The sequence below is a fragment of the Bradyrhizobium sp. JR4.3 genome (genome assembly GCF_040547695.1).
GTDB classification, from domain to species: domain Bacteria; phylum Pseudomonadota; class Alphaproteobacteria; order Rhizobiales; family Xanthobacteraceae; genus Bradyrhizobium; species Bradyrhizobium canariense.
The window spans coordinates 176,147-197,878 of record NZ_JBEPQF010000004.1 but is presented as its reverse complement, the minus strand read 5'-3'; the positions used below and the strand labels follow the sequence as shown (position 1 = coordinate 197,878).

The window sequence follows — 21,732 nt, the reverse complement described above, 5'->3', positions numbered from 1 at the left end:
GGCCATCTAGCTCGTGACGCGTTCGCCCCGCCCGTAGACGAGCAGCATGAAGATGATAACGAGACCATAGATCACCTGGCGGCCCGCCTCCGGCATCTCCATGATCGACAATACACTGTTCAGGAGCACGATCAGGACGACGCCGATCAGGGTGCCGAGATAGCGGCCGCGGCCGCCGAGGATGTTGGTGCCTCCAATCACGACGGCGGCGATCGAGGGCAGCAGATAGGCGTCTCCCATGCCTTGGTAGGCCTTGGTGGAATAGCCGGCGAGCAGCACGCCCGCGAGCGCGGCAGCAAGGCCGCAGAGCACGAAGCAGACCACCGTGACGCGGTGCGTGTTGACGCCGGCCAGATAGGCCGCCGCCTCCTTGTTGCCGATGGCGTAGATGTAGCGGCCGAGCGACATGCGCTGCAGGATGACGACCACCAGCATGGACACCGCGGCCCAGACGAACAGCGCGTTGGGAATGCCGAGCGTACGATCGCCCGCCAGCATCCGCATCAGGTCGGTCGCCCCGGTCTGCGGTGCGTAGCCGCCAGTATGCGCGACCATCAGGCCGCGCATCACGGCGTTCACGCCCAACGTAAAGATCATCGAGGGGACCCGCAGATACGCGACCCCGACGCCGTTGACGAGCCCGACCAGAACGCCGACCCCGAGCCCGACCGGAATTGCGAGAGGACCGCCGACCGAGGTCGCCATCATGGCCGCGGCGGCGAGCGTCCAGGGCACCGACAGATCGATCTGCGCGATCAGGATCACGATCATCATGCCGGCCGAGACGATCCCGAGGAACGCACCGATCTGCAATTGCTGCAGAAGATAGGCCGGAGACAACAGGGGAGCGCTGCCGAAACGGGCGAATGTGTAAACCGTACCCGCGACGAGAATGACGACGATGAACACCGCCGCAATCAGGATCGGGCGATCGTCGCGCGAGAGGCTGAATGAGGCCGCCGTCATCGAAACAGCTCCAACGTGTTCTTGACGCGCAGCATACCCAACGCGCCGATGCTGACGGCAGCGAGCAGGATCACGCCCTCGAACAGCGGCTGCAGAAGAGGGGCAATGTCGAAGATGCGGAAGAAGAAGGAAATCACGCGCAAGACCATGGCGCCGAAGATCGACCCGATCGCACTGCCGGTTCCGCCAAGCAGCGACGTGCCGCCGATCACCACGGAGGCTATCGAGTTGAGCGTATAGGCGCCGGCCTGCGGAATGTCCGCATTCCCAGACGAAGTCTGGATAGCAAGGAAGAGACCGCCGCAGCCGGCGAAGAAGCCCGCGAGCGTGAAGGCGGCGATCTTGGCGCGCTCGATCGGAAGGCCGGACATATAAGCCGCGCCCTCGGCCGAGCCGATCGCATAGACGGCGCGGCCGAGAACGGAGCGGCGGAACGGCACCCACACCAGCAGCGGAATGAGAACGAGAAGCACAAAGGGCACCGGGATCCAGGCGAACGGCGCAAACCAGGCAGCCGCGCCATCGTCGAAGATGTGCACGGTCGAGGCGAAATCGCCGAGCGAGTTAGTCAGCGCCCAGTTCAGATCAACATCGATCTTGCCGCCCGGGGTCGGACGCAGGAAAAGCGCGATGCCGATGTAGACCGCGCCGGTCGCAAGCGTCGCGATGATCGGCTGGATGCGCCCATAGACGACGACGCAACCATTGATAAAGCCGGCAGCCGCGCCGATCGCAAGGCACACGGCGATCCCGAGCAGAATGCCGCTCACGCCGCCCGGAAAGGTGCCGAGGCCGAGATGCACGCCGAACATGTCGAGATGCAGCGGCGCACCACCTGCCGCGCCGGTCAGGAGGTAGCTCGCAAAGCAGCCCACCATGGTCATGACCGCTCCGACGGAGAGATCAAGGCCCGACATCAAGACCGGCACTGTCTGCGCCATCGCCAGCATGGCGAGCGCAAAGATTTCGTCGCCATTCTGCACCAGCACGGCGGAGGAGAAACCGCGGGGATGCGCGGCGTTGTAGAAAATGTAGAGGGCACAGAACAACAGGATGGCGGTGACCAGACCGATGTTCTGGCGGATCCTGATCGCGATATCGTCAAGCATGCGCCGCCCCCGCTGCGGTATCGGTATCGACATTCAGGGAGCTTGCGACAATGTTGGTCTCGGTGAGGTCGTCGCCCTCGAGCTCGCGCACGATGCGGCCGTCATACATGATGACGACGCGGTCGCAGCAGCCGATCAGCTCGTCATAGTCGGTCGAGTAGAACAGGATTGCGGCGCCCTGGTCGGCGAGTTCGCGCATCAGCCGGTAGAGCTCCTGCTTGGTGCCTACGTCGATTCCGCGCGTGGGATCGTTGAGCAGGATGATGCGCGGATCGGTCATCAGCCATTTGGCGAGCACGACCTTCTGCTGGTTTCCGCCCGACAGCGTCGAGACCGCATCGCTCGCTGCGTCCAACTTGATCTGTAGCCTCGCGATGGCTCGCTGGATCGCGGTGCGTTCCCGGCCGGTATCGATGAATGGGCCAGTGGAAAGCGCGTCGAGCGATGCGATCGCAAGATTGTCCGCGATCGACATCGGCAGCATCAACCCTTCGGTCTTGCGGTCCTCAGGGACGAGCGCGATGCCGACCGATTTTGCCGCCGCCGGGGAGCCGGGACGTACTTCGCGATCTGCCACCGTGAGGCGACCAGTGACGCCGCGCAAAACACCGAACAGAGCAAGCAACAGGGATTTCTGGCCCTGCCCGTCGAGACCGCCGAGCCCGACGATCTCGCCGGCGCCGATGCTCAGTGAAATGCGATCGAGCTGCCTCTCCCAGCACAGGTTCTCGAGCGCCAGCACCGGCTTCGCGGCATTTCGCGCAGGCTTGGGCGGATACTGGGCCGCGATGTCACGCCCGATCATGAGCTGGATGATATCGGCGGTCGAACGCCTCCCCTTGTCGAAGGTCTCGATATGGCGGCCGTTGCGAAACACCGAGGCGCGGTCGGCGAGCGCCTCGACCTCGTGCATGCGGTGCGAGATGTACAGGATTGCGACGCCCTCGGCCTTGAGCCGTGCCAGCATCGCATAAACCTTCTCCACATCGGCGCTCGTCAGTGCCGATGTCGCCTCGTCGAGGATCAGCAACTGCGGCCGCTTGCCGAGCGCCTTCGCGATCTCGACCACCTGGCGTCTCGATAGGGGCAGATCGCGCACGCGCCTCAGGGGGTTGACGTCCTCACAGCCGATCTCGGACAACAGTTCTTCGGCGCGGCGGCGCTGGGACTTCGCATCGATCAGGCCGAACCGCCGCGGCGGGGATGCAATGGAGATGTTGTCCGCGACCGAGAGGTCGGGCATCAGCGATAGCTCCTGAAAGATGCAGACGACACCGGCTGCATTCGCCGCCGACGGCGTGGCGAAGCTGACCTCGCTCCCCGCGAGGCGCATGCGGCCGCTGTCGGGCTGCACCACACCGGCAATGATCTTGATCAGGGTCGACTTGCCGGCGCCGTTCTCGCCCAGCACGGCGTGGATCTTGCCGCGCTCGCAGGCGAAATCGACCCCTTCCAGCGCCCGAACGCCGGCATAGCGCTTGGAGATGCCGGCAAGCTCCAGGAAGGCGGATTGCGTCGGGTCGGCAACCGGCATGCCCGGGCCTTCACGCGACGGCGGCCCGGCGAATGCCGGGCCGTGACAGAGACATCGCTGGAGCCGTCACTGGGTGTTCTTCTCGCTCTGCGACATGATCTCCGGCGCAGTGAAGTTCACGCCGCACGGCGTGAACTGATTCGGCGCGAAGAAGTTGGCATTGAGCTCAGGCCAGTAATTCGTGCCCGGCTTGAGATCCTTGTAGGTCGCCACTGGAATCGGGATCGAGATCAGCTGCGGCATAATGCTGCCCTGCAGCGCCGAGATCGCCGCCTTGGTCGCGATCGCCACCAGCGCCGGCGACTGGCCGTAGGACATTCCCTTCAGTCCGTCCTTGGCGTGATCGGCGATCTGCTTGCGGTACTCGTTCTCGCCCTCACCCGACATCGGCACAAAGGGATGCTTGGCAGCCATCAGCGCCTGCACGGTGCCGTCGGATCCGCCCTGGGTGAATACTCCATCGAAATGGCCATGGACGGCTAGCGCATCCGCAGTCACCTTCTGCGAGGTGCCGGTGTCCCAATTACCCACCACCTCGGTGATTTTGAAGCTGTTGCCGGGCGATTCTATTACCTCGCGGAAACCGAGATGACGGTCGCGGTCGACGGAATTTCCCGGCAGGCCGCGGACTTCAAGGATGTCGCCGGATTTCTTGCCGCTCTCGTCGATCAGCCATTTGGCCGACATACGGCCCATTTCCTTCTGGTCCTCGTTGACCATCATCACCTTGTCGGTGTCGAGAACGTTGTCGAACGGCACCAGCACGACGTTGTTCTTGTCGGCAAGACGGATGATGCGATCAAAACCGTCGGGAGCGACCGCAATGGTAACGATTGCGTCGAAGCCTTGGTTGATGAAGTCCTCCATCGCGCCAAGTTGCGCCGCCACATCGGTCCCGGTGGAAACGACCTTGAACTCCTTGATGTTCTCTTTGATACCCGGCTGATCGGCGAAAGCCTTGGCAGTCTTCACCATCTGGATGCGCCAGGTGTTGCCGACAAAACCGTTGACCAGCGCGATCCTGTAGGGGCCCGCCTTCTTGGGCCACTGAAAGAATTTGGTCTCGGACGACCATGGCTTGAAGCAGGCGGGGTCGGCGCCCGGGCCGGAGACGACCTTAGGACCTGCCAGAGCACTCACCGATGACAACAGCAAGCCGGCGCAAGCCAGCCCCGCCAGACGAAGCGTCCACACCATGTCGTGTCTCCCTGAGCGTTTGTGTTCCACCCTAACGCGGCGCGTAGCCATGCCGGGAATTGACCTTCCCGTGCGCGTGTTGCGTTAGGATGGCACGCAACTTGCGATGCTGACAAGCCGAGGGCGGACGCTCCGGCGCGAGACACGATCTGAACGCACGGCCAACCGACGACAATTGCGGGAAGCAGAAAACGTAACAATGACAGTCGGATGTTCGTGGGCGGCAAGGGATTGTGCAACGGCGAAGCCGGCCATGGCCGGCCTTTCATGGTGGCATCCACGCGCGTCACGAAAAAAATGACACTCAGGGAAAAGTGTGAATCGCTACGCGAAGCCGAACGAAGCCCGATTGCTGAAGCTGGATTGAAGCCAGAAGCCGGGACTACTTGCTTTCGTCCGGCGGGGTGGCGTGGCGCTCCTTCGGTGAGACGATGGCTGTAGGAACGCCGATCGCTCGCGGCTCCTCACTCAGCAGCTCGAAGGCGAGATCAGGTATCGCACTGCGACGGTGGCTGGCGAACATCTCGCTTGCTTGACACGTTCTGGAGTGCCGGTCTCTAATCTCCCTCAAGGTCCTGCGGTTGGACAGGCAACTCTTTCTGCCCCCAAGCAAGAACAGGCTCGACTGCCCCCACCCATCGACTCTCAGATCGAGGGTGCGGAATCCAAGATAGTTTCCTGGGAGGGAACAATGGACAGACGTCAGACGCTCAAGCTGATCGGTGGTACCGCCGCGTTTGCCGGTGCCGGTTTTCCGGGCCTTGCCTTTGCGCAAGCCCAAAAGGAAATGGTCACGGTCGTGAAGATCGCGGGAATTCCGTGGTTCAACGCACTTGAAAAGGGAATCCAGAAGGGTGCGAAGGACTTCAGCATTAATGCCACTATGGTTGGCCCGGCGAACGTCGATCCGGCACAGCAAGTAAAGCTCCTTGAGGATCTGATTGCCAAGAAAGTCAACGTGATCGGCTTGGTCCCGCTTGATGTAAAAGTCTGCGAGCCCGTGCTGAAGCGCGCCCAGGCCGCCGGAATCAAGGTCATCACGCATGAGGGTCCGGAACAGGAAGGTCGTGACTGGAATGTGGAATTGATCGACTCCGTTCGCTTCGGCGAGGTGCAGATGGAACGTCTCGCCAAGGACATGGGCGGCGAAGGTGATTATGTGGTCTATGTCGGGACTCTTACGACGCCGCTTCACAACAAATGGGCCGATGCCGCGATTGCCTACCAGCAGAAGAATTTTCCGAAAATGAAGCTCGTCGCCGACCGCTTCCCCGGCGCCGACGAGATCGACACCAGCCAACGCACGACGCTCGACGTGATCAAGGCCTATCCGAACCTGCGTGGTATTCTCGGCTTCGGTTCGAATGGACCAATCGGGGCCGGAAATGCTGTGCGTCAGCAACGCCTTGGCAAGAAGATCGCCGTGGTCGGCACCGTGCTGCCGAGCCAGGCGAAGTCGCTTATCGCGGACGATACGATCCGCGAAGGTTTTCTATGGAATCCCACCGATGCGGGTTACGCGATGGTCGCGGTGGCCAAACTCGTGCTCGATGGCAAACCGATCACGGATGGCGTCGATGTACCCGGCCTTGGCAAGGCAGCCGTCGACGTTGCAGGAAAGCAGATCAAGGTGGACAAGATCATGCGCATCAACAAGGAAACCATCGACGGGTTGATCGCCGGAGGGCTCTAGGCCCACACCCGTTTAGTCGCCTCATCGCGCTGCATTCCCGGCCCTTCCGGTCGGGAATGCAGTACCACTCGAGTGATCGCACGATCGAACGTCCATTGCAGGCGAACCTTTGGCGACTTTCCTGGAGATGTCCGACATATCGAAGCGCTTCGGCGGCGTGCACGCGCTCCGCGGCGTCGATTTCACTCTGGAAGTCGGCGAGGTGCATTGCCTGGTCGGTGAAAACGGCTCCGGAAAATCCACACTGATCAAGATCATTTCGGGCGTCGAGGCAGCGGAGCCTGGCGGCCGTATCGCAATTTCCGGCAAGGAATATCCCAAACTAAACCCGGTCTACTCCACGCATTGCGGCATTCAGGTCATCTACCAGGATCTTTCGCTATTCCCCAACCTCACCGTCGCCGAGAATATCGCGATGGCGCACCATCTTGGCGGCCTCCATTCGGTGAACTGGGCCTCAATGCGCGCCACCGCGAGGACCACAATGGCAAGGATCGGCGTCGAGTTCGACCCGGACGCGAAAGTCTCAGAGCTCAGCATTGCCGGACGCCAGCTGATCGCGATCTGCCGCGCCTTGGCTGCGGATGCCAAACTCCTGATTATGGATGAGCCGACGGCATCGTTGACCCGCCACGAGGTGAACGCCCTGATCGCGCTCGTAAGGGAGCTGAAGCGTGCTGCCATCTGCGTCGTTTTCGTCAGTCACCGTCTCGACGAGGTGCTTGAAATCGCCGAACGCGTAACTGTGCTGCGGGATGGCGCCAAAGTCGGTACTTTTGCTGCAGACACAATCGACGGGGGGAAACTCAGCCATCTGATGACCGGTAAGTCCTTCGAGTATCAGGTGCAGGCGCCTGAGCTTGCCGCTGGCCCGGTCGTGCTGGAAGTGAAGGGCCTTGGCCGCCAGGGTGAGTATGAGGATGTAAGCTTGCAGTTGCGCGCAGGGGAAGTGGTGGGTCTCACCGGTCTGCTCGGCTCGGGTCGAACCGAACTCGCGCTATCGCTGTTCGGCATGAAGCCGCCCGACCGCGGCACCATCTTGCTTGACGGGCAGCCGATCGCGCTCCGGACAAATGCAGAGGCGATCGACCGAGGGATTGCCTATGTATCCGAGGATCGGCTTACGCTTGGTCTCATCCTGAATCAGTCCGTCACGGCGAACGTCACGCTCACGGTGCTGGAACGTCTGGCTGGCGCATTCGGCCTGATTGCCGCAGGCGCGCGACAGAGCCATGTGGCTCGGTGGGTCGCCGAACTCGGGATTAAGGTCTCCAACCCGGCCAACGCGGTGAAGACCCTCTCCGGGGGCAATCAGCAGCGGGTCGTGCTCGCCAAATGGATGGCGACCAGCCCGCGGGTGCTTATCCTCGATAGTCCTACGGTGGGCGTCGACATCAGCGCCAAGGACGGAATCTATGAAATCATCCGGCGGCTGGCCCGCGACGGCGTTGCGGTGCTGATGATATCAGACGAAATCCCGGAGGTCCTTTATCATAGTCATCGCGTGCTAGTGATGCGGGAAGGACGTTTGACAACCGATGTGGCTGCCGCAGCCACTTCCGAAGATGAGCTTCGGCAGGCCGTCAATGCCTGAATCGCGCATTCCATCATTTGGGAGGTTTCGTCGCAGCCATGAGTTCTGGCTGCTGATGGTAATCCTCGGGCTCTGCGCCAGCTTGGGCTTCGCGAATGCCCAATTCCTGACCGTGCAGAATCTGTTTGATCTGCTGACCTCCTACGCCTTCGTCGGCATCCTGGCGCTCGGACTATTGGTCGTGCTGATCGCCGGGGGTATCGACATCTCGTTCACCGCCACCGCGTCGGTGGCGCAATATGTCACACTCTCGCTTGCCAATGCTTACGGCGCGAACTGGATCAGCGTCTTTGCGATCGCGATTGGGATTGGCGGTGCGCTGGGTGCCCTCAACGCGATCTTCATCCAGAAACTTCGAATACCATCGATCATCGTTTCGGTCGCAACTCTGAACATTTTCTATGGACTTCTGATCTTCTTCACCGGCGGCAAATACATCTATTCGTTGCCCGACTGGTTTGCGACCGGAATATTCTGGTTCGAATTCGAATGGGGCAAGGATAGCTCGTACGGCATCAACCTGCAGATCCTTGCGCTCGCGCTGGCGTTTCTCGTCACCTGGCTCCTGCTTAATCGAACTAATATCGGCCGGCAAATCTATGCCATGGGAGGCAATGCCGACGCTGCACAGCGGCTCGGCTTCCACATTTTCGGTCTCAACATACTGGTCTATTGCTACATGGGTGTCATGGCCGGAATCGCCTCCCTGATCCAGGCACAACTCGCGCAATCCGTTGCCCCGACAGTGCTGGTAGGCAAGGAACTCGATGTGGTCGCCGCCGTCGTGCTGGGCGGCGCCAGCTTGATGGGCGGCGTCGGCACAGTCCTCGGCACGTTTTTGGGCCTGACACTGCTCGCGGTGCTCCAAAACGGAATCATTTTGTTGGGCGTTTCGTCCTACTGGTCGCCGTTCTTCGTCGGTTTGGTTATTCTCATTTCGGTCTCAGCGACCGCCTGGTCGCAGCGAGAGCGGCGAACCCGGAGCGCGCGCCGATGAGCAATGCGCCCGCCCTCTCGCTTCGCCGGCGTATGGTCGGCCTCGCCGGCAGCGGCACGGTCACCACCCTCACCCTGCTGTTGTTCGCGCTCTGGGTGGCGTTCGCGATCACGATCGGCGACCGGTTCTTCTCGGTCAACACGCTGCAATCCATGGCTTTCCAGATGCCCGAACTCGGCATCCTCTCACTTGCGATGATGCTGGCCTTGCTATCCGGCGGACTCAACCTTTCCATCATCGCGACCGCCAATCTGTCCGGACTGACCATCGCCTTCCTGCTGACGCACTACATCCCGGGGAGTCAGGGCCTCGCCTGGGTCGGCATTCAGGTGCTGGCGATCGCTGCAGGATTCGCAGTGGCCGCATTGGTCGGCCTCCTCAACGGCTTTGTCATCGCCTATCTCGGCGTTTCGCCGATCCTGGCCACGCTCGGCACGATGACGCTCTGCAAGGGCATCGCGATCGGCCTGTCGCGCGGTAACGTCATCTCCGGATTTCCGGAGCCCATTGTATTTATCGGCAATGGAACGGTTTTCGGGGTACCCTTTGCTTTGATCGTACTTGTGTTCTGCGCCTTGCCCGTCGCGCTCATGCTGAACGCGACGCCGTTCGGGGCAAAGGTTTACATGATCGGCTCGAACGAGAAGGCGACCCGCTACTCCGGCGTCGATACACGCGCCGTCCTCCTCAAACTCTATGTGTTTTCCAGCTTGCTCGCGGGCGTGGCAGCGGTGGTCATGTTGGCACGTTTCAATTCGGCCAACGCAGCATACGGCGAGAGCTATCTGTTGGTCACCATTCTCGCGGCCGTCCTCGGCGGCATCGATCCGTTTGGTGGCTTCGGCAAAGTCGGCGGGCTATTGCTTGCGCTGATCATCCTTCAGGTGATCTCATCGGCATTCAACCTTCTGAACCTCAGCCAATTCCTCACGCTGGCGATCTGGGGTGGAATCTTGATTGCCGTCGCGGCGGTTCCTCATTTCGCCGGCAAAGCGCCGCGGTAGCCAGCGATGATGCGCTCGATCGCCTCGCCCCGTATCGCAGTTCTCGACATTGGCAAGACCAATCTCAAACTGCTAGTGGCGAGCGAGGACGGCTGGCCGCTCGAAACACATGCGCTTCCAAATGTGCCGATGACTCAGGGCTCGTACCTCGCCTATGACCTTGCCGGGTTAGAAGAGTGGTTTCTCGATACCCTTGCCGTCGTGTCTCAACGCCATGCCATTGGAGCCGTGATCGTGGCTGCGCATGGATGCGGTGCGGTTCTCGTCGACGGTGATACGCCAGTGCTGCCGATGATGGACTATGATGCCGTCTCTCCACCGGCAATCGATGAAGCATATGCGCGAATCGCGCCCGGTTGCGATGAAGTGTTTTGCGGAATCGGAGGGGCGATGCGGCTAGGAAAACAGCTGCTGTGGCAGGAAAGCGCGTATCCCCTCGAATTCGCCCGCGCAAAAACCTATCTGACCACCGCGCAGTTTTTTGCCTTGCGGCTTGGCGGACGTGCGGCCAGTGAAATCTCACAGCTCGCGGCTCAGAGCCATATCTGGGACCTCATCCACCAGCAGCCTTCTTCTCTTATGCGCAAGCGCGGCTGGACACATCTGCTGCCCGAATGCGTACCCGCCGGCGAGGTGCTAGGGACAGTTTCGGAATCCGTAGCCAGGCGCTCCGGCCTGGCGCAATCGACCGAGATCCTCTGTGGCGTCCATGATTCCAACGCCAACCTGTTCCGCTACAAGGCCGCCGGCATGGCCGATGCCACGATCCTATCGACCGGTACCTGGATGATCGGCTTTCAGCGCGGCCTCCCCCTGGACAAACTCGATTGCACGCGCGCGATGGTTCTCAATATCGATGTCGATGGCGAGAATGCACCTTCGACATTGATCGCGACCGGCCGCGAATACGACCTGATCCGCGGGAACAATTGTGCTTCCGATGCAGCCGTCCTTGCCGCATTGCCCACCCTGCTGTCGAGGGGAACCCTGGCGCTCCCCTCATTCGTCGGCGATGATGGACTGTTTCCGGGCGCGGCTCGCCGCGGACGGGTCATCGGACCGCCCCCCGAAACGCCTGCCGAATGGCAGGCATTAGCGGTGCTCTACGCAGCATTCAGCGCAAACCGCTGTCTTGATGCGCTCGAGAGCTCACAACGCATAGTCCTCGATGGTGGCTTTGCCGCAAACCTGCCCTTCGCCCGTTGCCTTGCGACTTTGCGATCCTCGCAGAGCGTCTGGGTGAGTCGGTCTCCGGACGGAACGGCGCTTGGCGCTGCGCTGCTGTGGCGGCGGTTCTCGCGTACGCTGCCGGTTTCGAGCGTGATCCTTGAAGCCGTCACATCACTCAGCAACGATGGGTTCGAACCGCGCGACCTTTCCGCCGCCTACCAGTCCTGGATCGCTTTCTCGGAGCCGTCTTCATGACAGACCATAATCATGCCGATCTCCGCCAAGGCATTGTCGATACCTGCAGGGAGATGAATCGAAACGGCCTCAATCAGGGCACATCCGGCAATCTTTCGCACCGGATTCCAAACGGCATGCTGATCACGCCTACCAGTCTGCCCTATGATCGGATGCGGCCAGACGACATTGTCGCGATGGATTTTGCCGCGAACTACCAGGGCAACCATCGGCCTTCATCCGAATGGCGCTTTCATCGCGATATTCTGCGAGCACGCGAAGACGTCAACGTCGTGCTGCATACGCATTCCACCTTCAGCACGATTCTCGCCGTTCATGAGCGTGGCATTCCCTGCTTCCACTATATGGTTGCAGTTGCGGGTGGCAACGATGTGCGCTGTACGCCATATGCTTGTTTCGGCACTCAGGCACTATCGGACTACGCCCTCAAGGCCCTCGAAGATCGCAACGCTTGCCTCCTTGGCCATCATGGCTTGATCGTGACGGCCCAAACGTTCGAAAAGGCGCTTTGGCTCGCCGTGGAGGTGGAGACGCTGGCGAAGATGTATGTCCATGCGTTGGCTATCGGCGAGCCGCCGCGCCTCAGCGACGCTGAAATGGCGCAGGTACATGAGCAGATGAAACGCATGGGATACGGCCAGGCGCCTGACCTTGACGATGTCGGCGATGTTCCGCGCGCCCTCCCTGAGTCGAAACGGACGGCACATTGATGGTGGATTTTCGCGGACAGCTGCCACCAAGTTCGCTCAGCACCGGCCACGCAGAACGAAGGCCGAGGCCGGATGTACGGGTTTGACCGTCACAGCCCTTGGGCAGAAGACGTGCGCGAACAATCAGGCTTGCCCGCTTCACCGCTCAAGAGATCAACGACTTAGCTTGTCGATCGGCTCCGCGCAATTGCGGCAGGATACGCCGCCCTCACCGGGAGAAGAACCTCGTCATCGACGCAGACCTGATCCCGGGCGCCGATGGCGCGTCGCCTTTTTCGCGCGTGCGAGGCAGACAAACAATCACCTGCATGGAGCGAAACTATCAAAGTTTAATGCGTTCTGTCGTTCTCATCGATCAAATTGGGGACGGGTTCTGAGTTATTAGGCGACCAATGCAGGCAGGATTTGCGTTCTCCAAGCTCGCCGACCGGTTGGCGAGCCTCACTCCCGTAACGGCTGACGATCTCCACCTGCTCGCGGACATGGCAAGCACAATCGCGCATCTCAGTTCGCGTCAGGCCGTTTTGCGGCATGGCGATGATACCACCCAGTGCTGCCTGCTGCTTCAGGGATATCTGTCCTGGCAGGATGCAGAGAGTGCGGACGGGCAGATCACGTCAATCCATGTTCCCGGTGACATCGCCGATCTACACACGCTTTATCGTCCTCGCGTTGACGGCAACCTGATCGCACTCGGCCCGGCCATCGTCGCTCTCGTGCCACACCGCTTCTTTCACGATTTGTCCGCGCGTTCGCCCGCGATGTCTCGCGCATTGCTGCTGATGCTGCTCACCAGCCACGCCATTCAGCGCAACTGGACGGTGAACCTGGGTAGTCGTGATGCATTGACGCGAGTGGCGCATCTGCTGTGCGAGATCACCACCCGCCTGCAAAGCGTCGGCCTGGCGAGAGATCTCAGGCTGCCGTCACCCTTTACCCAATCGGACCTTGCGGCAGCGTGCAGCATTTCCCCAGTGCATGCGAACCGCACAATTCAGGAACTGCGACGATGCAACCTCCTGCAATGGCAGGGTAAGACGGTAACGATCACGGACTGGCCGGGACTCGTGCGGCTCGCAAGATTCGATCCGACTTACCTGGGCATTCAGTCCAGCCGCGACGATGCGTCGTCCTCGCGTCTCAGGCCACTTACGGCGGACCTTGCGCTCGCTTGAGCCCGTTTCGGACGACACCTTGACGGATTGCGGAGCGTGCAATCAGGACCTGCCGCGCTTCTCCAATGACATCATCCCAATTATCTGGCGTCCTCTGATGAAACAGCCGCAGGCTCGGATACCAAAGGGAGTGGGACTCGGATGACGGCCAGCGCCAGTCGCAATCCGCATGCAACAAGACCCACGCATCACAGCCGAGTGCTCCCGCGAGATGGGCCACCATGGTATCGACGCAAATGAGCAGATCGAGCCGCTGGAGGAGATGACCGAGAACCGTAATGTCAGGCGTGCTGACGTCCCTCGCGCCGATCTCGGCCAGTTCGCGCGCTCGGGCCCCGCGTTGCAGCGAGCAGAGCGTCACGCCGGGAATGTCAAGTTGCCCCAACAGGGACGGCGGGATGGTCCTTCGTTTGTCCCAGTTGCCGACTTCCCAAACCAGACCGACGGCAAGCCTTCGCAGTCCAAGACCTGGAACTTCAAGACCTGGAACTTCAAGACCTGGAATTTCGAGACCTCGAAGTTCAAGACCTCGCACTTGCGCAAGTGCTGGCGCGACCGCCGGCGGCAGCGATACGTAAGGTGCCCGCATCTCGACGTGCTCCCGCCCCGCCCTTATGGCATGCGGCACCTCCATGATTTCGACATCGACTTCGAAGTCGACCTCAGGCGTACCATCATGGAGCGCAAAGGCCCGATCGACGCCAGCCGTTCGCTCGACCAGCGGCAGAAGCTCGCCCTGGCACCAGACCGTGACCCGGCGCGCGACGTCACGAAGCGGCCGCATGAAGCGCAGGAACTGGATGGTGTCGCCGAGCCCGTGGTAGCAGCGGACCAGCACATCCTTGCCCGTCAGCTCCTCGCCGCGCCAGATACGCTGCAGGTGCCGAGGCCCGGTGTGCTTGGGTGGATACGCAAACATCGCCAGATCGCGGTCGCTGATCGCCCAGGCGCGTTCGAAGTCGCCTGCCCGCATCGCTTCCGTCCAACTAACCGACACTCGCGGTGATCCGATCAACGCCGCACGAATTTGTGAAAACGGCTCATCTTGCCGTCCTTGGTGCGGTCCTGGTGAAGGAACGCGATGCCGGTCTCGTCGAACTTCGCGAAGAATTCGTCCCAGCTGATCCGGTCGAGACCTTCGTCGGGCGGATCGAAATCGATGCGCAGGATACCGGCGTGTCCGTCCTCCTCGGTAGCCTTGACCGTCGCGGGCTTTCCGCCGCGTTCCTCCGCCCATTTCCGGATCACGTCATGGCTGGTGGTCTGCTGGGCTTCGCTGGTTTGTGATTTGGTTGACATGTCACACCTCGACTGCTGACAAAGAGCGAGCGACGAATAGGTCGTCGCGTCAGACTGTTCGCCGTGAACGCCGGACGGAAGGATTTGTTCTTTCGTGGTGTCGGGCTCTCTCAGAGCATCATCTTCTTCATCTTCATCATGGAAGCTTTTAGTTCCCGCCAAACTGCTCGGGATTCTATCCCAGGTTAAGGGCGCGAAATTTTTTTGGCCGGAATCTGACGTAGTGCCGTGAGTTCAGGAACGAACATACGTTCCTCACGTTCGCCGACGTACTTACGTCAACACTGCAAGTCTTCAACACTGCAAGTCTTTAACACAGTACGTCTTCAACACTGCATGCCTTAACGCTGCACGTCTTCCGGAGGGCCTAGATCCATGCATTCTCGTCTTCAGGACAGGCGGCGCGTGCGCGTCGGCATCGTCGGTGTCGGCAATTGTGCGAGCTCCTTCGTTCAGGGGCTCTCCTATTACCGGGACGCCAAATCGAATGAGCCGGTGCCTGGGCTGATGAACGCCGATCTCGGCGGCTACCACATCAGCGACATTCAGGTCGCGTCGGCCTTCGACGTCCATGCCGGCAAGGTCGGACGCGACGTGGCCGAGGCAATCTTCGCGGCGCCGAATAACACGCACCGCTTCTCCGACGTCGCGCCCACCGGCGTCATGGTCCAACGTGGCCCTGTCATGGACGGCGTCGGCCAATATCTCAAGGACGACGTTCCGATTGCGGATGTTGCGGAAGCCGACGTCTCCGAGGTGCTCGCGACGTCGCGCACGGACGTGCTTGTGTCCTATCTTCCGGTCGGTTCGCAGCGCGCGAGCGAATTTTACGCCGCGCGCGCGATCGAGGCCGGCTGCGGCTACGTCAATTGCATCCCGGTCTTCATTGCCTCGAATCCCGACTGGCGGCGGCGATTCGAGGATGCAGGCCTGCCGATCGTCGGCGACGACATCAAGAGCCAGGTCGGCGCCACCATTCTGCACCGTGTGCTCGCCAATCTCTTCCGCGAACGCGGCGTGCGGTTGGACAGAACCTACCAGCTCAACGTCGGCGGCAACACCGACTTCAAGAACATGCTCGAGCGCGAGCGGCTGACGTCCAAGAAGATCTCCAAAACCCAGGCCGTGACCAGCCAGTTCGATGTGCCCATGGATGCCGATAATATCCATGTCGGCCCGAGCGACCATGTGCCGTGGCTGACCGACCGCAAGCTGGCTTTTATCCGCCTGGAAGGCACGACGTTCGGCGGCGTTCCCTTGAGCGCGGAGGTCAAGCTCGAGGTCTGGGACTCCCCGAACTCGGCGGGTGTCGTCATCGACGCGGTCCGCTGCGCCAAGCTCGCCATGGACCGCGGGCAGTCCGGCGCGCTGACGGGCCCCTCGAGCTATTTCATGAAGTCGCCGCCTCAGCAGTTCACGGACGAGGAGGCCGGACGGCGAACGCGCGCTTTCATCGACGACAAGGCATACGCCTGATGGCGAAGATCATTCATTTGATCCGCCATGGGCATCATGCCCTGCTCGGCCGCACGCTCTGTGGCCGGATGAAGGGCGTAGAGCTCGATGATCTCGGTTGCGAGGAAATCGCGCGATGCGCCGATACCTTCACGCCGCCGCCGAGCATGGTCCAGTCGAGCCCGCAGCGGCGCTGCATGCAGTCGGCCTGCATCCTGGCGACGCGCTTCGGCTTGCCAGTCGAGATCGTGCCGGCACTCGACGAGCTCGACTACGGCGAATGGACCGGACTGTCATTCGAGGCGCTCGCCGGAGACCCCCGATGGTCGCGCTGGAACGAACAACGCGGAACGAACCGCCCGCCAGGCGGCGAAAGCATGCGGTCGCTCCAGAAGCGCGTCGTCGCCCATCTGGAACAAGTGCGCAATGATCATGGTAGCGGCACCGTCGTCGTCGCCGTCAGCCATGCCGAACCGATCCGCGCAGCGCTGCTGCATTATTCCCGGAAAGAGCTCGACGACTTCCTCTCGATCGAGATCGACCCCGGCAGCGTCAGCACCCTCAGCGTGGACAATCGCGGACTCAAGATCACCAGGATCAATCAGCGGGTGCCAGCGTGAAGATCGTCATTTTCGGCCTGACAATTTCCTCGTCCTGGGGCAACGGTCACGCCACCTTGTGGCGAGGGCTTTGCAAGCATCTCGCGCGCGCCAACCACAGCGTCGTCTTTTTCGAGCGCGACGTGCCGTACTACGCCGGCGCGCGGGATTTGCACGAACTGCCCGGTGGGCAATTGCGACTGTTTTCGAACTGGGACGATGTGCTTCCTTTGGCGCGCAGCGACATTCGTGATGCCGATGTCGCGATCGTGACCTCCTATTGTCCCGACGCGATCGCCGCGACGGAGCTCGTCCTGTCCGAGGGTCGTGCGGTGCCCGTGTTCTACGACCTCGACACGCCGGTCACGCTGGCGAAGCTGATGGCTGGCGAGACCGTTCCCTACATCGGGCCGCGGGGCCTGCGGGATTTCGCCCTGGTCCTGAGCTTCACCGGCGGTTCCCGCATCTGCAACGAATTTCGCGACAGGCTCGGCGCCGGCAATGTCCGTCCGCTCTACGGCCATGTCGATACGGACATTCATCGGCCGGTGCCGTCGCAGCCGCATTACCGTGCGGATCTGTCTTATCTCGGCACATATTCGCAGGATCGCCAGCGCGCGCTCGAGGCCCTCTTCGTCGAACCCGCACGTAGCAGGCAGGATCGGCGCTTCCTGATCGGGGGTGCACAATACCCGGAAGATTTTCCCTGGTCGCCAAACATTTACTTCGTGCAGCACTTGCCGCCGTCTGAGCACGCGTCGTTCTTTGCGTCGTCCCGGCTGACACTCAACGTCACGCGCCGGGCCATGGCGGAGATGGGCTGGTGCCCCTCCGGCCGCCTGTTCGAAGCCGCTGCCTGCAACACCCCGCTGCTCAGCGACGACTGGCCGGGACTCGATGAATTCTTTGTACCCGGGCAGGAGATCCTGATCGCACGCGATGCGAAGGACACGCTCGCCGCGTTGACGATGACCGACGCCGAGCTTCAGCACATCGCCGGGCGCGCATATGAACGGACCATGGATCAGCACACATCCGACAAGCGCGCAGCCGAACTGATTTGGCTGTTCGAGCAGACGGCATCCCTTGGCGCGCGCCGACAGCAACCCGAGGAGGCCTGATCATGTGGGGCATCGTTCCGGCCGCGGGCCGCGGCAGCCGCATCCAGCCGCTTGCCTTCTCCAAGGAGTTGCTTCCGGTCGGAAGCCAACGGGACGACGGCATCGACCGTCCGTGCGCGGTCTCCGAATATCTGCTGGAGCGGCTGATCCTTGGGGGGGCCGACAAGATCTGCTTCGTGATCTCCCCCGGAAAATCGGACATCCTCGAATATTTCGGCGATCATTACGGCAGCGCCCAACTCGCCTATGTCGTGCAGCCCGATGCGTCGGGGCTGTGCGATGCTGTGTTCAGGGCCGGCACGGTGGTTGGCCACGACGAAGACATCCTGGTCGGACTTCCGGACACGGTCTGGTTCCCAAGGGCGGCCCTGCAGGCGTTGCCGGCCGCTGATCTGTCGTTTCTGCTGTTTCCGGTTGAGCACCCCGAGTTCTTCGATGCCGTCGTGCTCGACGGCGATCGCGTCACGGAGATCCAGGTCAAGCAGTCGGATGCGGCGTCGAAATGGATATGGGGCGCCTTCAAGATGTCCGGCAACGGATTTCGCGAACTCCAGTCGTTGTGGACAAAGCGCGAGCGCCGGGATGAATATTTCGGGACGCTCGTCAATGCCTACATCGCGGCCGGCGGCCAGGGTCTCGGCGTCAAGGCTGGCGAATCCTATGTCGATGTCGGCACCATCGACGGCTACCGAACGGCAATGGCGTTGCTCGCGGAAAGCTCTCCCGGGAACGGACGCTCTCGACTACCGGCCGGCGGTTCGCCCGAGGCAGCCCGCCCAGCCCAGGTAATGAACAATGGAGTGACCGCATGAGCAGTGGCGCCCTCTCCCGCGAGGAAATCCGCCAGCGCGTCGATGCGCTCGGGCCATGGTTTCACAATCTGGACCTCAACGGCGTGCCGACAGCGCCTTCACACTTTCTCGGCGACTATCCCAACGTGAAATGGCGCCGCTTTTCCGGGATCATTCCGGACCGCCTCGAAGGCAAGACCGTGCTCGATATCGGCTGCAATGCCGGTTTCTACGCCATGGAGATGAAGCGGCGCGGCGCCGAGCGCGTCCTCGGCCTGGACACCGACGACGAATATCTTGCGCAAGCCCGCTTCGCGGCCGAGGTGAACGGGCTCAGGATCGAATTCCGCAAGATGTCAGCCTACGATGTCGGACAGCTGCGCGAAAAATTCGATCTCGTGATCTTCATGGGCGTCCTCTACCACCTGCGGCACCCCCTGCTGGCACTCGACCTGATCCACGAGCACGTGGCCGGCGATCTCCTGCTGTTCCAGTCGATGCAGCGCGGCGACAGCCGCGTGGATTCCCTCGACAAGAACTACGACTTCTGGACCACCGATCAGTTCGATTCCCCGGGCTATCCAAAGCTGCACTTCATCGAGAACAAATATGCCGACGACCCCACCAATTGGTGGGTGCCGAACCGCGCCTGCGCCGAAGCCATGCTGCGCAGCGCCGGCTTTGCGATCGCGGCGCATCCGGAAGAGGAAGTCTATCTCTGCAAGCGGGTGACAAGGCCGCAGGCGGAAGGTCCGGTTTATCCGTCGCGGGAGACCGGCCGATGATCGAAGCCGCCAAGATCTGGAACGAGCCCAACAACAAATCGCACTGGGACATCCTGATCGATCCGGATTGGACCATGTTCGCCAGCCTGGCGCTGGCTGCCGGAAAGGCGATCCGCAGCGCGCATCCCACACTCCCGCGTGTGCTTGGCGGCATGTCGCCGATCGATCCGTCCTTCATGCGCAACATGCAGGCGCGCGGCGTGCTCGATCATGTCGATGCCGTGGCCGTGCACGGCTTTCCGCTGGACTGGAACCTGTGGCAGATCGCGGAATGGCCCGCCAAGATCGAGGAGATCAAGGCGGTCACCTCGCTACCGGTCTGGGTGACGGAGGTGGGAGTCTCGTCCTTCGGTGCCGAGGAGGTGCAGGCCTGGGGACTGACGCGGACCGCTGAGCTATTGACTGGCCGGGCGCCGCGGATTCACTGGTACAGCCTGTACGATCTGCCTTCGAGCTGGGAGGCGACCACGCGGCACAAGGAAGCTGAAGGCTCCTCCTACTACCGGCATTTCCACATGGGACTGCTGCGCGAGGACGGCACGCCGAAAGCTGCCGCGGACTTGTTCGGCCAATATGCACCTGCGATGGGCCTCTGCCAGTGGTTTCACTTCGAGGACCACCGCCTCGATGACGCCGTGCGCTGGATGCGCCGACTCGGCGTGCAGCATCTCAGGACCGGCCTGTCCTGGGCTGACAGCTTCCGTCCCAATGCGCTCGCCTGGTTCGATCGGCAGATGGACGCGCTGGCCGAGTTTCAGGTCACGGTGACCTTCTGCTTCACCCCGGAACATCGGGGTATCGAGCCTCATCACACCAGCCCGCCGCTCGACGTCAACGAGTTCGCGGATTTCTGCGCACAGATGGTCGAACGCTATTGCGCGAAAACCGGGCTCGGGCCGTCCGCAGCGTCTTCGCGCGCGGCCATCTCGGAGCCGACATGCGTGCCCTGATCCTGGTGATGGACTCCGTCGGCATCGGCGCCGCGCCCGATGCCATCAATTACGGCGACGAGGGTGCTGATACCGTCGGCCACATTGCTGACATGTGCATGGCCGGCAATGCCGACGGACCACGCCGGGAGGGGCCGCTTCGGCTTCCCAATCTGGTCGCGCTCGGCCTTGGCCAGGCTTGCCGTCTCGCCACCGGGCGCGTACCGCCGGGGCTCGATGGCCGTCCTGAGCATGCGCGATTTGGCTGCGCGAGCGAGATCTCCAAAGGCAAGGACACGCCATCCGGCCATTGGGAGATCGCCGGCGTGCCGGTGCCGTTCGACTGGGGCTATTTTCCAAGAACCAAGCCGTGCTTCCCGCGCGACCTGATGGAGCGCCTGTGCAAACAGGCCCGATTGCCCGGGATCCTCGGGAACTGTCACGCGTCCGGCACCGAGATCATCGCCGAATTCGGCGAGCGTCACATCAGAACGGGCGAACCGATCTGCTATACGTCGGCCGACAGCGTGTTTCAGGTCGCAGCGCACGAGGAGACGTTCGGACTCGAACGCCTCTATGAGGTCTGCCGCATTGCGCGCCGACTGGTCGATCCCCTCAACATCGGGCGCGTCATCGCACGTCCCTTCATCGGCACGTCGGCAGGCGACTTCAAGCGAACATCGCACAGGAAGGACTTTTCCGTTCCGCCGCCGGAGCGGACGATCCTCGATCTAGCCGAAAGCGCAGGCCGTGACATCGTCACGATCGGCAAGATCGACGACATCTTCGCCCATCGCGGCACCGGGAGGAACCTGCGCAGCGACGGCAACCAAGCGCTGTTCGATGCCACGCTCGATGGGCTGGCTTCTCTTGCAGAGGGCGGGATGTTGTTCGCAAATTTTATCGATTTCGACACGATGTATGGCCATCGCCGAGATGTCGGGGGCTATGCAGCGGCACTCGAAACCTTCGATGCACGCGTTCCGGACCTGCTGAACCGCCTGCGCGACGATGATCTCCTGATCATCACGGCCGATCATGGTTGCGACCCAACCTGGAGCGGCACCGATCATACGCGGGAACAAGTGCCGGTCTTGGCGTGGAACGCACGATCAACTTCTCCCATCGGCCAGCGCGACGGATTTGCGGACATCGGCGCGACGGTCGCGAGCCATCTCGAACTGCAGGCGCCGGGTCACGGCGTGCATTTCTAGTCCGCTGCACCGGACAGATTCACCTGGGTTATTGATCCAGGTTAGAGAAATATTCGTTTGTAGGTTTCGCAGGAACGAACATTCCTTGCATCGCTTCTAATTCCAAATGTGACTGGCGCGCCGGTCGCCCGACCA

General features: G+C 61.7%; 20 protein-coding genes. 14 read left to right on the top strand and 6 right to left on the bottom strand.

Features of this window, described 5'->3' with window-relative positions; all coding sequences use genetic code 11:
• Window positions 1–6: 6 nt before the first annotated feature.
• The 4 genes from ABIB91_RS09540 to ABIB91_RS09525 form a co-directional block, all read right to left on the bottom strand.
• A complete protein-coding gene (locus ABIB91_RS09540; RefSeq protein ID WP_354160300.1) occupies window positions 7–966 on the bottom strand; it encodes an ABC transporter permease in 960 nt (319 codons plus the stop codon).
• Window positions 963–2,075 carry an ABC transporter permease gene (locus ABIB91_RS09535; RefSeq protein ID WP_007596118.1) on the bottom strand — a complete coding sequence of 371 codons (1,113 nt, stop codon included), beginning with the start codon at window positions 2,073–2,075 and terminating at the stop codon, window positions 963–965. The genes ABIB91_RS09540 and ABIB91_RS09535 overlap by 4 nt, the downstream gene beginning before the upstream one ends.
• Window positions 2,068–3,609: a sugar ABC transporter ATP-binding protein gene (locus tag ABIB91_RS09530; protein ID WP_354160298.1), complete on the bottom strand. Its 1,542-nt coding sequence runs from the start codon at window positions 3,607–3,609 to the stop codon at window positions 2,068–2,070. The genes ABIB91_RS09535 and ABIB91_RS09530 overlap by 8 nt, the downstream gene beginning before the upstream one ends.
• Before the next feature lie 66 nt (window positions 3,610–3,675).
• Window positions 3,676–4,806 (bottom strand): sugar ABC transporter substrate-binding protein, encoded by a 1,131-nt coding sequence (locus ABIB91_RS09525; RefSeq protein WP_354160296.1) that lies wholly within the window; start codon window positions 4,804–4,806, stop codon window positions 3,676–3,678.
• 691 nt (window positions 4,807–5,497) lie between these two features.
• Here ABIB91_RS09525 and ABIB91_RS09520 point away from each other — a divergent pair.
• The 7 genes from ABIB91_RS09520 (at window position 5,498) to ABIB91_RS09490 (ending at window position 13,404) form a co-directional block, all read left to right on the top strand.
• Complete coding sequence (locus ABIB91_RS09520; protein WP_219681623.1) at window positions 5,498–6,499, top strand: autoinducer 2 ABC transporter substrate-binding protein; 1,002 nt, start codon at window positions 5,498–5,500, stop codon at window positions 6,497–6,499.
• Window positions 6,500–6,626: 127 nt separating this feature from the next.
• The gene (locus tag ABIB91_RS09515) at window positions 6,627–8,093 is read left to right on the top strand and encodes a sugar ABC transporter ATP-binding protein (RefSeq protein ID WP_502916964.1); all 1,467 of its coding nucleotides are present in this window, start codon (window positions 6,627–6,629) and stop codon (window positions 8,091–8,093) included.
• On the top strand, window positions 8,086–9,090 hold the full coding sequence (locus ABIB91_RS09510) for an ABC transporter permease (protein ID WP_354160292.1): 1,005 nt from the start codon (window positions 8,086–8,088) through the stop codon (window positions 9,088–9,090). Before ABIB91_RS09515 ends, ABIB91_RS09510 begins: the two co-directional genes overlap by 8 nt.
• A complete protein-coding gene (locus ABIB91_RS09505) occupies window positions 9,087–10,094 on the top strand; it encodes an ABC transporter permease (protein ID WP_007596126.1) in 1,008 nt (335 codons plus the stop codon). The genes ABIB91_RS09510 and ABIB91_RS09505 overlap by 4 nt, the downstream gene beginning before the upstream one ends.
• A gap of 6 nt (window positions 10,095–10,100) precedes the next feature.
• Window positions 10,101–11,519: an FGGY-family carbohydrate kinase gene (locus ABIB91_RS09500; RefSeq protein ID WP_354160290.1), complete on the top strand. Its 1,419-nt coding sequence runs from the start codon at window positions 10,101–10,103 to the stop codon at window positions 11,517–11,519.
• Window positions 11,516–12,229, top strand: coding sequence for a class II aldolase/adducin family protein (locus ABIB91_RS09495; protein ID WP_354160288.1), 714 nt, complete (start codon window positions 11,516–11,518; stop codon window positions 12,227–12,229). Before ABIB91_RS09500 ends, ABIB91_RS09495 begins: the two co-directional genes overlap by 4 nt.
• Window positions 12,230–12,621: 392 nt before the next feature.
• The gene (locus ABIB91_RS09490) at window positions 12,622–13,404 is read left to right on the top strand and encodes a Crp/Fnr family transcriptional regulator (RefSeq protein WP_354160286.1); all 783 of its coding nucleotides are present in this window, start codon (window positions 12,622–12,624) and stop codon (window positions 13,402–13,404) included.
• Here the strand turns inward: ABIB91_RS09490 and ABIB91_RS09485 are convergent.
• Window positions 13,379–14,377, bottom strand: coding sequence for a glycosyltransferase family 9 protein (locus ABIB91_RS09485; protein ID WP_354160284.1), 999 nt, complete (start codon window positions 14,375–14,377; stop codon window positions 13,379–13,381). The two genes, ABIB91_RS09490 and ABIB91_RS09485, sit on opposite strands and share 26 nt — an antisense overlap.
• A gap of 38 nt (window positions 14,378–14,415) precedes the next feature.
• Window positions 14,416–14,703 (bottom strand): hypothetical protein, encoded by a 288-nt coding sequence (locus tag ABIB91_RS09480; protein WP_007596131.1) that lies wholly within the window; start codon window positions 14,701–14,703, stop codon window positions 14,416–14,418.
• Window positions 14,704–15,078: 375 nt separating this feature from the next.
• Between ABIB91_RS09480 and ABIB91_RS09475 the strand changes: the two genes are divergently transcribed.
• Genes ABIB91_RS09475 through ABIB91_RS09445 form a run of 7 tightly spaced genes read left to right on the top strand, consistent with a single transcriptional unit; the run spans window position 15,079 to window position 21,597 of the window.
• Window positions 15,079–16,179: an inositol-3-phosphate synthase gene (locus tag ABIB91_RS09475; protein ID WP_219681630.1), complete on the top strand. Its 1,101-nt coding sequence runs from the start codon at window positions 15,079–15,081 to the stop codon at window positions 16,177–16,179.
• Window positions 16,179–16,778, top strand: coding sequence for a histidine phosphatase family protein (locus ABIB91_RS09470; RefSeq protein WP_354160282.1), 600 nt, complete (start codon window positions 16,179–16,181; stop codon window positions 16,776–16,778). Before ABIB91_RS09475 ends, ABIB91_RS09470 begins: the two co-directional genes overlap by 1 nt.
• Complete coding sequence (locus ABIB91_RS09465; protein ID WP_354160280.1) at window positions 16,775–17,878, top strand: CgeB family protein; 1,104 nt, start codon at window positions 16,775–16,777, stop codon at window positions 17,876–17,878. Before ABIB91_RS09470 ends, ABIB91_RS09465 begins: the two co-directional genes overlap by 4 nt.
• 2 nt (window positions 17,879–17,880) lie before the next feature.
• A complete protein-coding gene (locus tag ABIB91_RS09460) occupies window positions 17,881–18,690 on the top strand; it encodes a nucleotidyltransferase family protein (protein ID WP_354160278.1) in 810 nt (269 codons plus the stop codon).
• Complete coding sequence (locus ABIB91_RS09455) at window positions 18,687–19,454, top strand: TIGR04290 family methyltransferase (RefSeq protein ID WP_007596136.1); 768 nt, start codon at window positions 18,687–18,689, stop codon at window positions 19,452–19,454. Before ABIB91_RS09460 ends, ABIB91_RS09455 begins: the two co-directional genes overlap by 4 nt.
• Entirely contained in the window at window positions 19,451–20,404 is a 954-nt protein-coding gene (locus ABIB91_RS09450) for a glycoside hydrolase 5 family protein (RefSeq protein WP_354160276.1), read from the top strand. Before ABIB91_RS09455 ends, ABIB91_RS09450 begins: the two co-directional genes overlap by 4 nt.
• A complete protein-coding gene (locus ABIB91_RS09445) occupies window positions 20,392–21,597 on the top strand; it encodes a phosphopentomutase (RefSeq protein ID WP_354160275.1) in 1,206 nt (401 codons plus the stop codon). The genes ABIB91_RS09450 and ABIB91_RS09445 overlap by 13 nt, the downstream gene beginning before the upstream one ends.
• Window positions 21,598–21,732: the final 135 nt, after the last annotated feature.

Bases quoted from the DNA above. Each gene is read 5' to 3' on its own strand.
- ABIB91_RS09495 (WP_354160288.1), top strand. From the start codon at position 11,516: ATGACAGACCATAATCATGCCGATCTCCGCCAAGGCATTGTCGATACC.
- ABIB91_RS09510 (WP_354160292.1), top strand. From the start codon at position 8,086: ATGCCTGAATCGCGCATTCCATCATTTGGGAGGTTTCGTCGCAGCCAT.
- ABIB91_RS09450 (WP_354160276.1), top strand. From the start codon at position 19,451: ATGATCGAAGCCGCCAAGATCTGGAACGAGCCCAACAACAAATCGCAC.
- ABIB91_RS09445 (WP_354160275.1), top strand. From the start codon at position 20,392: ATGCGTGCCCTGATCCTGGTGATGGACTCCGTCGGCATCGGCGCCGCG.
- ABIB91_RS09470 (WP_354160282.1), top strand. From the start codon at position 16,179: ATGGCGAAGATCATTCATTTGATCCGCCATGGGCATCATGCCCTGCTC.
- ABIB91_RS09535 (WP_007596118.1), bottom strand. From the start codon at position 2,075: ATGCTTGACGATATCGCGATCAGGATCCGCCAGAACATCGGTCTGGTC.
- ABIB91_RS09490 (WP_354160286.1), top strand. From the start codon at position 12,622: ATGCAGGCAGGATTTGCGTTCTCCAAGCTCGCCGACCGGTTGGCGAGC.
- ABIB91_RS09540 (WP_354160300.1), bottom strand. From the start codon at position 966: ATGACGGCGGCCTCATTCAGCCTCTCGCGCGACGATCGCCCGATCCTG.
- ABIB91_RS09530 (WP_354160298.1), bottom strand. From the start codon at position 3,609: ATGCCGGTTGCCGACCCGACGCAATCCGCCTTCCTGGAGCTTGCCGGC.
- ABIB91_RS09480 (WP_007596131.1), bottom strand. From the start codon at position 14,703: ATGTCAACCAAATCACAAACCAGCGAAGCCCAGCAGACCACCAGCCAT.
- ABIB91_RS09505 (WP_007596126.1), top strand. From the start codon at position 9,087: ATGAGCAATGCGCCCGCCCTCTCGCTTCGCCGGCGTATGGTCGGCCTC.
- ABIB91_RS09520 (WP_219681623.1), top strand. From the start codon at position 5,498: ATGGACAGACGTCAGACGCTCAAGCTGATCGGTGGTACCGCCGCGTTT.
- ABIB91_RS09515 (WP_502916964.1), top strand. From the start codon at position 6,627: ATGTCCGACATATCGAAGCGCTTCGGCGGCGTGCACGCGCTCCGCGGC.
- ABIB91_RS09525 (WP_354160296.1), bottom strand. From the start codon at position 4,806: ATGGTGTGGACGCTTCGTCTGGCGGGGCTGGCTTGCGCCGGCTTGCTG.
- ABIB91_RS09500 (WP_354160290.1), top strand. From the start codon at position 10,101: ATGATGCGCTCGATCGCCTCGCCCCGTATCGCAGTTCTCGACATTGGC.
- ABIB91_RS09455 (WP_007596136.1), top strand. From the start codon at position 18,687: ATGAGCAGTGGCGCCCTCTCCCGCGAGGAAATCCGCCAGCGCGTCGAT.
- ABIB91_RS09485 (WP_354160284.1), bottom strand. From the start codon at position 14,377: ATGCGGGCAGGCGACTTCGAACGCGCCTGGGCGATCAGCGACCGCGAT.
- ABIB91_RS09460 (WP_354160278.1), top strand. From the start codon at position 17,881: ATGTGGGGCATCGTTCCGGCCGCGGGCCGCGGCAGCCGCATCCAGCCG.
- ABIB91_RS09475 (WP_219681630.1), top strand. From the start codon at position 15,079: ATGCATTCTCGTCTTCAGGACAGGCGGCGCGTGCGCGTCGGCATCGTC.